8 protein-coding genes are annotated in these 14,700 nt (G+C 43.9%); 5 read left to right on the top strand and 3 right to left on the bottom strand.

Features of this window, described 5'->3' with window-relative positions; genetic code table 11:
* Window positions 1–33: 33 nt before the first annotated feature.
* Complete coding sequence (locus tag WD077_02770; GenBank protein ID MEX0966133.1) at window positions 34–2,349, bottom strand: BamA/TamA family outer membrane protein; 2,316 nt, start codon at window positions 2,347–2,349, stop codon at window positions 34–36.
* Between the two features lie 11 nt (window positions 2,350–2,360).
* On the opposite strand from WD077_02770, the gene WD077_02765 reads away from it, so the two are divergent.
* The gene (locus WD077_02765) at window positions 2,361–3,107 is read left to right on the top strand and encodes an RNA methyltransferase (protein ID MEX0966132.1); all 747 of its coding nucleotides are present in this window, start codon (window positions 2,361–2,363) and stop codon (window positions 3,105–3,107) included.
* 69 nt (window positions 3,108–3,176) lie between these two features.
* On the opposite strand, the gene WD077_02760 is transcribed toward WD077_02765, so the two are convergent.
* On the bottom strand, window positions 3,177–4,670 hold the full coding sequence (locus WD077_02760; GenBank protein ID MEX0966131.1) for a glycosyltransferase family 39 protein: 1,494 nt from the start codon (window positions 4,668–4,670) through the stop codon (window positions 3,177–3,179).
* Between the two features lie 544 nt (window positions 4,671–5,214).
* Window positions 5,215–8,112, bottom strand: coding sequence for an SBBP repeat-containing protein (locus tag WD077_02755; GenBank protein ID MEX0966130.1), 2,898 nt, complete (start codon window positions 8,110–8,112; stop codon window positions 5,215–5,217).
* 213 nt (window positions 8,113–8,325) lie between these two features.
* Between WD077_02755 and WD077_02750 the strand changes: the two genes are divergently transcribed.
* From WD077_02750 to WD077_02735, 4 genes are all read left to right on the top strand, one after another.
* Complete coding sequence (locus WD077_02750; GenBank protein ID MEX0966129.1) at window positions 8,326–8,796, top strand: MarR family transcriptional regulator; 471 nt, start codon at window positions 8,326–8,328, stop codon at window positions 8,794–8,796.
* Between the two features lie 2 nt (window positions 8,797–8,798).
* The gene (locus WD077_02745; protein ID MEX0966128.1) at window positions 8,799–9,872 is read left to right on the top strand and encodes an efflux RND transporter periplasmic adaptor subunit; all 1,074 of its coding nucleotides are present in this window, start codon (window positions 8,799–8,801) and stop codon (window positions 9,870–9,872) included.
* 173 nt (window positions 9,873–10,045) lie between these two features.
* Entirely contained in the window at window positions 10,046–13,165 is a 3,120-nt protein-coding gene (locus WD077_02740; GenBank protein MEX0966127.1) for an efflux RND transporter permease subunit, read from the top strand.
* Window positions 13,166–13,271: 106 nt separating this feature from the next.
* Window positions 13,272–14,573: a TolC family protein gene (locus tag WD077_02735; GenBank protein ID MEX0966126.1), complete on the top strand. Its 1,302-nt coding sequence runs from the start codon at window positions 13,272–13,274 to the stop codon at window positions 14,571–14,573.
* Window positions 14,574–14,700 lie beyond the last annotated feature (127 nt).

Here is a 14,700-nt window from a genome sequence, read left to right as displayed (position 1 = left end):
AAATAGAAAAGAGCAGCACATTGAATCCGCAAACTAAAATGGATACCCTATCCCGAAATTGAGACGGATGTCGTTGAGCCGGGGATTGTCCAGGCTGAAGAGACGTTTGGAAACAAGGGAAGGATCGCGAAGCGGATAAGCAAGATCAGTCCTGAAAATAAAAAAGCTGAAATCCAGGCGCAGGCCAATGCCGCCAGAAATTGCGATTTGCTTATAAAACTGGTCGAGGTAAAAAATGGAACCGGCTCGAGTAGTGTCATTAAGCGTCCAAATATTCCCGAAATCCATGAATATAGCTCCTTCGGTGATGTCGCCCATATCGAACCGGTATTCGGTATTTCCTTCCAAAAGAATTTCCCCTGATTGGTCAATGCGCTGAAATAGCGGGCGTGTATCGCGGTAAGAGCCGGGACCCAATTGTCCATTCCGCCAGGCCCGCACGCTGCTGGAACCTCCAATGAAAAAACGTTTTTCAAAGGGCATCACTTTGCTGTTTCCATAAGGAAGTCCAATGCCTCCGCTCAGCCGGTAAGCCATCTGTTCATGCTCGTTAAAAACCTGGTAAAACCGCACGTCCAGTTCTGTTTTATAATATTGATAGAAATCTACCCCTGCAAATTGATATGTGTTTATTTCTTCACCACGGCCGGGTGGAGGTTCCGGGCTAAGCCATTTCTTTATTCCGTACAGCAGCAGTCCGCCTGACTCCATCGGGGTGGCTTTTATATACCAGTAGTTGATTCCCTGAGTACGGGGTTTATCTGTGAAGATGGCCGTAAACCGGTTGTTCATGAGCAGGTGGCGATCGAATAGATTGGTGATAAGCGGATTATTGAATCGCTCCAGGATCGCATCAAATTCTGGCGTACGGTCGGTGCTTACAAGGCTGATCTCAAAAGGCGTAAAAAGATAAGTGAATTTATCTCTCTGCAACTGATAATAATATTTGAATGTCCCTGTCTGTCTTTTAAAATCTGAGTTTTTCTCAAATAAATAAGCAAGATTTAACGAGGTTATGGAATTTACGCCCAATGCCACGCTACGGAATTTCCACGGTACGAAGCCTCGCGGGAAGTTGAGACCCGTGCTCACTCCGAATTGATAATCGCCAAGGAACGGGCTTTTGCCAATATCTTCAGTCTGATATTCGAGTCCGCCCCGCAACCGGATATCGTGCTGTATGGCGCTCCTGAACAAGTTCTTGTTGCGAAGCGTGATGCTGCCTGCAATTCCATAAAACTGGTCCGCCACCGGTGTTTGGGTGATCTGCTGATTTTCCTCTCGTGTGCGCAATTCCAGGTCGGTCAGAAGGTCATATTGCCGGTAAGGCGTCAGGCGAATAAAAGCATCCAGGAGCGAAGAATCATTACGTGTTCCTTTTTCAACATACTTTACATCCACAAATTTGAACAGGTTGAGGCCCGCAATTTTATTGATCGTGGATTTTTCATCCTCAATACGATATTCATCTCCCGGTTCAAAAAAGATGAAATCCTTAAGTACTTTAGGATTAATAATGGAACGATTGGCTACGAACACAACACCTTCCACGGTAAAGGTATCCTGTTGCTCAGGGTATAGCACCCGGTAATCCGGCTCCACGAAAATGGTATCAATATAAAATACTTTGTGCGGTTCATAATTTTGCCGGAGCGTGATGCCGATGCCCACTTTTACATTCTTTACAATGGAAGTGGTATCTACAGGTACTTCAAAATAAATATACTCGCGGTTAAAGTTATAGTAGCCCTGGTTACGGATCAATGTGGTAAGCCTTTCGCGCTCCTGCGAAAGCACATTGCTGTCATACCGCTGGCCTGGATGGATGAGTGAATTGGCCGAGTCGCTGGTTACAATACTGTCAAGGATCCTGTCTTGTATATAATATTCAATATGGCTTATACCATAATAAATATAGGGCTCAATATTAAAAGTTACCTTCGCCCGTTTTCTTTTTTCATTAGGATCCACTTCATAGCTTGACCTGCTCTGAAAATAACCCTCATTAAACATGTAATTATCCATTTGCATCACCGCCTGCTCCACAGCGGTGGAATCCAAAATTACCGGGCGCTCTCCAATATTTTTTCTTAACCAGTAGGCCAGCCCTTTTTCTTTGTCATTATCGAAAAGAATAAAAATACGCATTCGCCATTTTCCAATTCCCAGGAAGCGGCTGTTGGGTTTCGGCTTTACGAGGTTCATCAGGTCCTCATCGGCTTTTGGCGGAGCGCCCTTTATCTTTGCCTTGTTCATGAGATATTCATCCTCGCCTAAATACTTTTTGACGCTGCATGAGGAAAACAGCAGCGCAGGCAGCATCAGGGCTATGAAAATGAAGGGTCTCAAATAAGGGAAAGATGGTTTCAAAATCTCAGGAAAAGTGGCTCCGGCAGCTTCAGGGCAAAAAGTTTCGCGATAAATTTCAGTTATTCATTGCTGAAGGCCACAAAACTGTCGCGGAATTGTTGCAAAGCTCGCTACGATTTGACAAATTGTTTGCCACCGAAAATTGGCTCCGGCAGAAAGGTAAAACATTTCAGCTTCCGCAGGATCGGATAGTCGAAGTATCGCCCGTTGAAATGAAAGCGATCAGCAGCTTCATAACGCCACCGGAAGTGCTGGCCGTTTTTCCAATTCCGGAGTTGCCGGAACTGTGGTTGAAACCGGAACTGCCTTACATTCTGCTGGACAACCTACGCGATCCGGGCAACCTCGGCACCATCATTCGCACGGCCGACTGGTTCGGAATTCCTGCCATAATCTGCTCTCCTGGTTGTGCAGACTGCTTCAACCCGAAAGCCATCCAGGCCAGTATGGGCAGCATTGCCCGCCTGCCGGTTTACTATCACGATCTGGTAAGATTGCTGACAGATCATCCGGCAATACCGTCCTATGCGTGTACAATTCAGGGTGTACCACTTTCTCAGGATAAACCCAAAGGCGGATTTTTTATTATAGGCAATGAAGCGCATGGCCTCACAGAGTCGCTCCTGGCTAAATGCCGTCACCAGATTACAATTCCCGGCTCCGGCCACGCAGAAAGCCTGAATGCTGCGATCGCTGCAGCCATCATGATGTATGAAGTTTCAAACTTCAGACAATGATTATTCTATCTTTTTAACATATTAATGCTTTTTCTAATCGCAATTTCCCCTGAACACGGTGCTTCCCAATTATTTATCCAAAATCAATTTTTCTCTTTGAATTTTTATCAGGCTGCATTCCTGCCAGCTATTCAGCAATTTAATATCATATTTTTGCTCCATCACTTTCAACACACTCTGGAAGCAGGTTATTACATATTCACCTTTATTAAATTCAATGTTCTTTTGATAACTAATATTAAATTGTTCAAGCGCATTATATTCTTCTTTAATAAAATAAGCCGCCGGCCCAAAGCTTTTATCGGCTATTACCATAGTATCAACTTCCGGAAAATCTTTGCTGATCCTTTCAATAAAAATCCCATATTTCTGCTCTGACAGGGTTGGTTCAGGTAAATAAATGGATCCGATAATTTTCGCATAATTTGGGATCACTAGGATGAGGGCGGCTACCAGTAGCGAATATTGGGCGGCCACGCTCATCCGGATAATATAGCTGGCCCACAGGTGATAAATCCCCAATCCTGTAATGAATGCGCCCATAAAATATAGTGGGCCAAGGTACCAGGGTAATTTAGTTTCGGCTAAAGAAATACCCAATAAATAAAAAACAAAAACCAGTGAATTAAGCACCAGCAATTGCTGTACATTTTTATTCATATTGCGGTCTGCACTAAGAGCAATGGCAGCCAGCATAAAATAACTGAATGGGACAAAACTCTCATTTACAAACAGATAATAATAATAGAAGAATGCTTTTTCATGGCCATGAATTGGTTCCTTGTACCGCCCCATCAGGTCATGGTCCCACATCCTTGCCCAGAAGCCCGGGGATATATTTTCAATATACAGAATGGTGCCTACATAGCTTCCTGCAATGGCCAGCAAAGACAGGTAAATGCGATAGTCCCTCAGCATTTTCACAAATGATCTGCGATAAAGCGTGTAGGCCAACAGGCCGGGAAAAATGAGACCCGTCAGGAGATTTTTCGTCAGGAAAGCAGCGATCATACATATCGTAAAAGCCACAAGCAGAGCAGAACGGTCCGTATTAAGAAAGCGATGAAAAAATAAAATACCGAGAAATAAATAGCAGGCAAAAGGAATATCATGATCGCCCGTGCGCAGCATGTGTGAGGTCACCACTCCGGTGCTGCTCACCAACACCACCCCGGCTACGATTCCCGGCAAAATGCTTCCCAGGTATTTTCGTGAAAAGTAACAGCCATAAAATACAGTACCCAAAAAAATGAAGGATATTGGCAACCTGAGACCTAACTCGTTGATTCCAAATATTTTTAAACCGGCAACCTGAAAGAAAGTGGTAAACGGCAGCTTGGTGCTAAGGTAGTCCGGCATTCCCTCGAAATGATTGAAATTGACCATGTACTCGCCAAACTTCAAGAAGTGCAGCGCACGCAAGCCAAACAACGCCTCGTCCCAAAGGTGGATGGGCAGCGTATTGAGATGGAGAAAAACCGGAAAATAGAGATAAAGGCAAAAAAGTAAAAAAACGCCCCATTTGGCGGCAGACGCTTTGGATATATAAGATTTAATCTCCATTTTTCTGAAAGCTGATAATAACGTTCCTGCAATTTTAAAGAAACGATCTGGCTATGGCGGGCAAATATATGGCACATGCAGGATAATAGCACCGAATGGATTTTTGGGCCCAGCCATCCGTAATGCTGAAAACTCAGTTTAGCTTATTAATACTTTTAATATTAAATTGTTCTATCATGAAAATAATGGAGTACAGGAGTCAATCCTCTAGCCTACGCTATTGAGTATTGCCGGTATCAAATGACTGGAGAGCTTTTAACATTTTTCCATTAAAATACCACTAAATGCTAATCAATATTGTTTTTTAAATTCCCTATGCAGACGAATATAAATTAGCAATGAACAGCCCCAGTAGTTTGCTCCAAATTGGCATGGTGAGGAACGAACCATCTGTAATACTCGTTTAAATTTTTTTCTTATAAATACTTTAAGTACCAAAGAACATTCAAAATAGCTGGGATGGTTAAATCAGTTGAAAGATGAGGTATTGCAACAGCTTGATGATAACTTATACAAATTATGTGGAAGTTAGCTGGTAATAATTTCAGTTCTTGATTATCTTAGCTCTGAAAATCTTTCTTTTTTCCAATATTTCAAGTAGATAGATGCCCGATGCCTGTTCAGAAAAATCCAATTCCAATTCATCGCTGTTGAGACTGGTTTTTTCTATTATAACTTTCCCATAAAGATTGGAAATCCGCAAAGTTGCATGGTTTGTTGCTTTATCAAACAGAATAAATATCACCCCATCAGTAGGATTTGGAAATATTATAGGTTCTTTCTCAAAAACAGTTTCAGCTATTCCCACCTTTGAAATAAGGTAACAAACAGAAGTATCGGCACAGCCTGTTTGCCCTACAATAACTGCGTAGTTTCCGTTTGTGGTGGCAATAAAAATTGCATTAGTATCCCCGGGAATGAGCTGCATAGCATCACAATTTATCCATTGATAGCTTGCATCCTGCGCATTAGATGTAAGTTTAGGATCGTTGACTGTAACAGAAATGTCAACAGTGTCAATGGTCAAAATAAGAGTCATTAAAGAATCACAACCAAAGCTATTTTTAATAGTGTCATAGTAGGTTCCAGAAGAGGAGTAAATTCCTCCTTGCCAAAAGAAATTATTACAGGAGGTAACGGTCTGCAAGGATCCTGTTGAATTATGAATTGTCAAATTCAATATTATTACCGAATCGCAACCCATGAAATTTGGAATTGTATCAGAATAATTTCCCGAGAGGGTGTAACTGTTCCCTCTCCATAAAAAAGAATCACAAGAGATTACGGTTTGCGAGGAAGCTGTTGAATTTTTAACATTTAAAAGCAAGGTCATTGCTGAATCGCAACCCTGCGCATTAGGTATAGTATCATAATAAGTCCCGGATGAAGTGTAAGTCTGGCCCTGCCAGAAATAAACATCGCAGGCAGTATCAATTAAGGTGGAAGCAGTACGGTTGATAACTAAATTCAGCATCATGACTGAATCACAACCCGATACGTTAGGAATCGTGTCATAATAGGTTCCAGTGGTAGAATATGTATTTCCCTGCCACAAAAAATCAGAGCATGATAATATATTCTGTGTGGATGCAGAAGATCTATTAATCGTCAAGTTCAACGTAATAGCAGAATCACATGCAGCAGCATTCGAAATGGTATCGAAATAAGTTCCCGAAGCATGAAAAATACGTCCGTGCCATTGAAATGAATCGCATCCATTAACCACTGGTGATGAAGTAGTTGGTTGGTTAATCGTTAAATTGATAGTGATAATGCTATCACATGATTGAGCATTAGCAAGAGTATCCATATAAATTCCGCTTATGGTATATGTCTCTTTCCCACTTGGTACCATATAACTATCACAGGCGGAGGGAGTTATTGTTACGCGGGAATGACATGAGGACATCTTATGAATAAAGACATCCTGCGCTCCGAAGGAACTCATGTTAGCTACCCCATTGGTTGGGTTAAAATCTACTGTTCCAGCAAAATGCCCCGTAGTGTATATATTGTCCAGGCTGTCCACAAAGATGCTGGAACCGTAGTCGGTACCTGAACTTCCCAATTGTGTAACCCAGATGAAATCACCAGAAGAACTTAGCTTCAAAATAAAAATATCGAAAGGTCCCAATGAACTTAAGTTAAAAATCCCAGTGTCTGGATCAAAATCAACATTTCCAGTGAAGCCTCCTATGGAATATATATTTCCAGCATTATCTAACGCAAGGGAAGAAGCAGAATTAATCATGAGAGATGTACTTCCAAACTGCTTTGCCCATTTAAAGTCTCCATAGGCGTCAATTTTAGATATGAAAATATCACCTCTTCCTTTGTCCGAGAGTTCGAATGTATCAACACCAGGATCAAAATCTGCATTACCGTTAAAAAATCCTGCCGTATAAACGCTTCCAGAATCATCTACCACAACAGAATGGGCAGTTTGGTTCCCACTACCTCCTAATTGTTTCGCCCAAATAAAATTCCCTCCAGAATCCAATTTAGAAATGAAGGTATCATAATGTCCGGTAGGAAACAGATTAAAAGTATCAACTCCGGGATCGAAGTCTGAAATGGTTGCAAATGTTCCGGTAGTATAAACATAAAAGGAGTCATCCACGAAAATATCGATACCTCTAGTACCCCCAAAATGTTTAACCCAAATAAGATTGCCGGCTGTATCCAGTTTTAGAACATACGGATCCGTATCTTGATCAGATTTCAAATAAGAAGTACTTGGTCCTGGATCAAAATCCACAGAGTCTGAGAATTTTCCGGTTATGTAGAGATTTCCTGAGTCATCTAAAACCAAAGAAGAGCCATCATCATCTGAAGGGCTGCCTAGTCCCTTAGCCCAGACAAAATTTCCCGAGGCATCCAGCTTAGAAATAAAAATATCCCTACTTCCTTCCGAGACCAGTAAAAAGGTATCAATACCGGGATCAAAATCAGCGGTCCCTTCAAAGTAGCCGGTAGTGTAAATGTTTCCAACATCATCAACGGCTATTGATAAGCCCAAATCTGATGAAGTTCCACCCATGCGCCTAGCCCAAACAAAACTCCCTGAATCATTCAGTTTAGAAATAAAATGATCTTCTTCTCCAGCAGAGACCATCACCGATGTATTAATGCCGGGATCAAAATCACATGCACCTCGAAATGCTCCAGTGATATAGACATTTCCCGAATCGTCTATTGTGATGGAGTTACTAACGTCCTGAAGATTACCACCAAGTTGCTTGGCCCATTGGAAATTGGGGGATTGTGCAGAGGCAAACATTGAAACAAATACAAGAAAAAGAGCAAAGGGCAAAACCTTAACATAATATATCATAACAAAGCATTTTATTTTGCCAAAAATACAAAACCAATCAAAAATGGTTAACCTTTTTTGTAATGAACCGCTCCACCCTTGTACATCCAAGGCTAAAGCACGAATCATTTTGCAATAATTTTTGTGCTTCAGGACGGGGAATTCCTACGAGGCTACCCCTTAATGTTTAGCGTCAAGAGATTGAAGATGTATGCATCTTTTGGCCGTCTCAATGTCTTACCATTTTTTTATCCCTCGCCACCTTTTCCTCACCCAAAAATTCCACTCAGGCAGGACATTTGTAAAGCCGGGGCTAAATAGTTGTATTTATCAACTATATGTATGCAAAGACTTGACAATCGTACTCCCTTAGGATTTTACTTCCGGCTTCTTTCCAAGAAGTATGCAGGCGTCCTCACCCTCCGCCTGGCAGATCTGGAAATTGACCGCTACTATTTCTACCTGCTCATCATTTACCAGAACGATCGGATGACGCAGCAGGAACTGGCCGATTACCTCAAAATTGATAAGGCTTTTGCCATGAAGATCGTGAACTATCTCTCAGAGCACGGATTGCTGGAGCGCAGGCAAAACCCCAGCGATAAACGGAAGCATCTGCTGGCCGTAACACCCGAAGGTGAAAAGCTGCTGCCCCTGATCGAAAAAGAAATGCACAACCTGAACCGCGAGGCAATGGCAGGGTTAAATCAGGATCAAATCGCAGCTTTTTATACCGTTTTGCAAAAAATGTGGTGCAACATGTACAACATGCCGGAAGAAGAACTTGAATTATATTTTAAACTCTACAAATAAAAATGTCCAAACGAACGGTTAAAATAGTATCCATTACGGGCCTGGTGCTGATCATCCTTGCTGCGCTCATCATTCCTAAAATAGAACTCTCCGGAAACTCGGAAGACGTAGCGGCTGCCGGGCCGGGCACTTCAGCCTCGCTGCCTGTCCGGGCAAGCATCGCTAAAGATACGCTCTGGAACGAAACGATTGATCTCACAGGAAACATTATCGCCAATGAAATTGTGGAGCTGCGCAGCGAAATTGCCGGAAAGGTTTCCACCATCAATTTTGAAGAAGGGCAGCGGGTGCAGAAAGGCCGGCTGCTGGTAAAGATCAGAAATGAGGAAGTGCAGGCTGAGCTGCAAAAGCTGCGCTACCAGATCAAACTTGCTGAAGACCGCGAATATCGCCAGGAGCAACTCCTGGAAAGAGGCGGCATCAGTGAGCAGACCTTTGAACAGGCACAAACCGAAACCAATACGCTGAAAGCTGAGGTGGCCCGCCTTACTGCTTTGCTTGATAAATCCTCGATCCGCGCACCGTTTGCTGGTGTAATCGGCTTGCGCCATGTTAGCCCGGGCAGCTATATTTCGCCCAATACGCTTATCGCCACGCTTGTGGATGCCGATCCTGTAAAAATTGATTTTTCCATTCCTGAAAAATATGCAGCTTCAGTGAATTTGGGGGACAAGATTAAATTCTCCGTTCCGGGTTCTGAAACGCAACATGAAGGAGAAGTATATGCCATGGATCCGCAAATAAGCAGAGAAACCAGGACCCTGCAATTAAGAGCAAGAGCGGATAATCCTGATAATAAACTCCTGCCGGGCGGTTTCGCCAATGTGGAACTAGTGCTTGGAAAAATTGAGAATGCCGTATTTATTCCCAGCCATGCATTGATTTCGGAAATAGATGGCCAAAAAGTGTTTTTGTATAAGAATGGTAAAGTCGCCAAAGTGGATATTCAAACCGGTATCCGCACAGCAGAGAACATCCAGGTAACAAGTGGAATAAAGAATGGGGATACCATCATCACCACCGGTTTGCTTCAAATTCGTCCCGGAGTGGAGGTGAAAATCAGTGAATTAAGATAGGTCTTGGTTTAAAGAGAAATAAATAATAAAGAGGTTTTAAGATTTAAACTAAAAACAATTATAAAGAATTAAAAGGCGATGTTAATTCTGAAGCTTTTAGTTTTTTAATAATTGGTTTATAAAATACCAAAATTGAATTTTAAAACCTTGATCACAATATTAAAATTAAAAAAATGAGTTTATCCTCATTAAGCATAAGGAGGCCGGTACTCGCCTCAGTAATGAGCATCATCATCGTGCTCTTTGGCGTGATCGGGTATACCTATTTGGGTGTTCGGGAATTTCCGAGTGTAGACCCTCCTATTATCACTGTTGCCACCAATTATACCGGTGCTAATGCAGAGGTGATCGAAACGCAGATCACAGAGCCGCTGGAGGATGCCGTGAATGGGATTGCCGGTATCCGCACGCTAACTTCAGTGAGCCGCGATGGCAGGAGCACCCTTACGGTAGAATTTGAACTCGAGGTGGATCTTGAAACCGCTGCCAATGATGTGCGGGACAAAGTTTCCGGAGCCGTGCGGAATCTTCCGGAGGATGCGGAGCCGCCCATTGTATCGAAAGCCGATGCAGATGCCAACCCAATCGTATTCCTGAATATAAAAAGCGAGGAAAAATCGCTGCTGGAGCTTACGGAGTTTGCCGATAATATTTTCAAGGAGCGGCTGCAAACCATTCCGGGTGTGGCTGAGGTTGACATTTGGGGAGAAAAGAAATATTCCATGCGCCTGTGGATGAACCCGGGAAAACTGGCAGCGTATGACCTTACGCCACTGGACGTGCAAAGCGCACTTCAACGGGAAAATATAGAATTGCCAACGGGAAGCATTGAAGGCAACAATATGGAACTGACGGTAAGAACCCTCGGGCGGCTTGCCAATGTAGAAGCGTTTAACGACCTGATCATTAAAGAATCCGAAAATAATATTGTCAGGTTCCGGGATGTGGGCCGGGCTGAACTGGGTCCTGAAAACATGAGAACGGTTTTGAAGCGCGATGGAATTCCAATGGTGGGCGTTGTGCTGCGGCCACAACCCGGCTCTAACCATATAGAGATTGCAGATGAATTTTATGAGCGGGTGGAGCATATTAAGAAAGACCTTCCTGCCGACATTGAACTCGGAATCGGGTTTGACACCACCGATTTTATTCGTGCTTCAATATCTGAAGTAGTGCAAACTATTTTCATTGCATTCATCCTTGTTGTCCTTATTATTTTCCTCTTTCTGCGTGATTGGCGGGCCACCATAATTCCGGTAATAGCTATTCCCATAGCCCTGATCGGAGCCTTCTTCATCATGTACATTGCGGATTTCTCCATTAATGTGCTAACGCTTCTGGGGGTGGTGCTGGCCATTGGCCTTGTGGTGGATGATGCCATCGTAGTATTGGAAAATATTTACACCAAAATTGAGGAAGGTAAAAAGCCTGTAGAAGCAGGAATGCAGGGAGCCGCAGAAATATTCTTTGCCGTAGTTGCCACCACCATTGCGCTGGCAGCAGTCTTTCTGCCGGTGATATTTCTGCAGGGCCTTACCGGGCGGTTGTTCCGCGAATTTGGGATCGTGATTGCCGGGGCCGTGCTGATCTCTTCTTTTGTGGCGCTTACCCTTACACCAATGATTTCTACCAAACTGCTGAAAAGACGGGAAAAGCACAATCGTTTTTATGAAGCAACGGAACCCTTTTTCCGCAACCTCACCGCAGGCTACGCCAACATGCTTTCATGGTTTATGCAAAGGCGGTGGCTTGCTTTTGCCGTAATGGCGGCTGCCATCGTCCTGATCTTTGGTATCGGCTCCATGCTGCCTTCAGAGCTGGCTCCGATCGAAGACCGTGGCGGCCTTCGCATTATGTCTACCGGGCCTGAAGGTGCCACTTTCGAGTTTATGGATGATTATATGGACGACCTCATTGCCTTGGTGCAGGAGGAAGTGCCGGAAGTTGAAGCCATTATTTCCGTTACGTCTCCCGGTTTTGGTGCCTCGTCTTCTACCAACTCAGGATTCGTAAGGCTGAAGCTGGTGGATGCAGATGAGCGCGAACGATCTCAAATGGAGATAGCCGATGCGCTTTCCGCAAAAGTAACGCAGCTCACCACTGCCCGCGCATTCGTAATACAGGAACAAAGCATTGGAAATCAGCGGAGCGGACAGCCAATACAATACGTGATCCAGGCGCCTAATTTTGAAAAATTAAAGGAAGTGCTTCCAAAATTTTTAGAGGAAGCCAATCAGGATCCTACTTTTCAGTTCGTAGATGTTAATCTTAAATTTAATAAGCCCGAACTGCGTGTGGAGATCAATCGTGAAAAAGCCCGGAAAGCAGGAGTATCCACCATGAATGTGGCGCAAACGCTGCAATTTGCTTTCAGCGGTACGCGCTTCGGATATTATATTATGAACAGCAACCAATACCAGGTAATAGGCCAGGTAGACCGCCAGGACCGGTCAGCTCCGGTTGACCTGGCTTCGCTGTATGTGAGGAATAATAATGGTGAAATGATCCAGCTTGACAATCTGGTGGAACTTACCGAAGAAATTACACCTCCGCAGCTTTTCCATTATAACCGGTTTGTCTCCGCCACCGTTTCAGCAAGCCTGGCTCCGGGAAAAACCATCGGAGATGGAATTGCCGCGATGGACCGGGTAAAGGATAAAACGCTGGACGACTCTTTCTCAACTTCGCTGGACGGACCTTCCAAGGATTTTGTGGAAAGTTCTGACAGCCTTCTGTTCGCATTTTTGCTGGCGCTGGTGCTCATTTACCTGGTGCTGTCAGCCCAGTTCGAGAGTTTCCGAGATCCGTTCATTATTATGTTCACCGTACCGCTGGCAATTGGTGGCGCAGTGCTCAGCCTCTGGTATTTCGGACAAACCCTCAATATATTCAGCCAGATCGGTATTATTATGCTTATTGGGCTGGTAACTAAGAATGGCATCCTCATAGTGGAATTTGCCAATCAGCGGAAAGCTGCCGGAATTGATTTTATGGATGCAATACAAAATGCGGCTGTTGCCCGCTTTCGGCCAATCTTAATGACGAGTCTTTCTACTATTCTCGGTGTGCTGCCTATTGCGCTGGCTCTTGGAGCCGGATCAGAAAGCCGCGTCTCAATGGGGATTGCCGTAATTGGCGGGTTAATATTCGCAACAATCCTCACGCTTTTCGTAATCCCGGCCATCTACAGTTATATTTCTGAAAAGGATAAAAAAGTATCCAATGTGGATGATGATGAACTGATAAAGGAAAAAGAGGAAGAGGCGCTGGAACCTGTCGCAGAGCCGACTTAACCAATCAATAATTCAATTATGCTGATTTAATAAGAACATCATTTATTTTTAATTTTATTACAATAAAAAATGTTTTTGTTGAATTCGGTTTATAATAAATTTTAAAATGAATTTCAATTATTTAATTCTTCTGATCCCGTTTATCTCTTTGCCAGCACTGGCGCAGGACACCCTTTCAGCCACTGACGCAGTGAAACTTGCACTTGAGAATAATTACAATATCAGAATACAAAAGAACGCAGAAGCCATTGCTGAGAACAATGTGTCGCTGGGAAATGCGGGATTTCTTCCAGAAGTGGTTGCAGATGCGGAAGCAGGTGCGAGCGTCCAGAATACCCAGCAGGAATTTATTAATGGCGAAACCAATAACCGGGAAAATGCCCGCTCCAGCAACGTAAACGCAGGTATTTTTGGAACCTGGACTTTATTTGACGGCACGCGCATGTTTTCTTCACACAACATGCTGGAGGCGCTGGAGGACCTGAGTGAATTCGAAACCCGCTTTGTCATTGAAAATACAATTTCGGAAGTTCTGGAAACTTACTACCAGGCAGTAGCTTATACCCGGCAGGTAGCCGCCTACGAGGATGCCCTGGAATTTTCCAAAGAAAGAATGAGGCTGGCCGAGGATAATCTTGAACTTGGTTCAGGCTCACGCCTGGAAATGCTGCAGGCGCAAGTGGATTATAATACTGACACTACCGAACTGCTGCGCCAGTTAGAGCAACTCCGTTCCACGAAATTCCGGCTGAACCGGCTGATAGGACGAAGCATCAGCACCGAGTATGAGGTGAGCCGGGAAATTCCCTACCTCAACAATCTGGAACTACAGGCACTGATAGATAATGCTTCTGCGCAAAACCCTCAGATCCTGGCGCAACGAAAAGGCCGGGAAATAGCGAACCTGAACGTGAATATCCTCAAGTCAGGCAGGTTGCCTGAAATTGATCTGAACGCTGGGTATCTCTACAACCGTTCACAATCCGAAGCAGGTTTCCTCCTGAGCAACCAGGCAAGTGGCTTCAACTACGGGATTACCGCACGCATCAACCTTTTCAATGGTTTTAACCTTAACCGGCAAATACAAAATGCGCGGATTGAAGTCGAAAACAGGGAACTACAGGTGCAGCAACTCGAACTGCAGGTGAGCGAAGAAGTCTTCACCACCTGGAACAGCTACAGCAATAATCTGGAGCTTGCCCGCCTGGAAAGTGAAAATGTGGAAGTGGCGCGGCAAAACCAGGAAATAGCGCTGGAAAGCTTTGAACTGGGCAACATCTCTCCTATCGAACTGCGGATCGTGCAACTGAATTTCCTGGAAGCTGAAAACCGCTACATCGAAGCATTGTACCTGTTAAAGGCTACTGAAACGGAATTGCTGCGGCTGAGCGGACAACTGCTGCAATAGTTCCGGATTTTTATATGGCTATACAGCATTGGAAAATGGTTACTGCGTAATGATTATTCAATCGAAAAATGCTGCAACCTATCGCCTGTACATTTTATCTAAACAGGGAAATGAATGCCCTTCTTAA

Source organism: Bacteroidia bacterium, assembly GCA_040880525.1.
In the GTDB taxonomy this organism is placed as follows: domain Bacteria; phylum Bacteroidota; class Bacteroidia; order CAILMK01; family JBBDIG01; genus JBBDIG01.
Note: the sequence above shows the minus strand (reverse complement) of the source record. Positions and strands in the feature narration are given on the sequence as shown.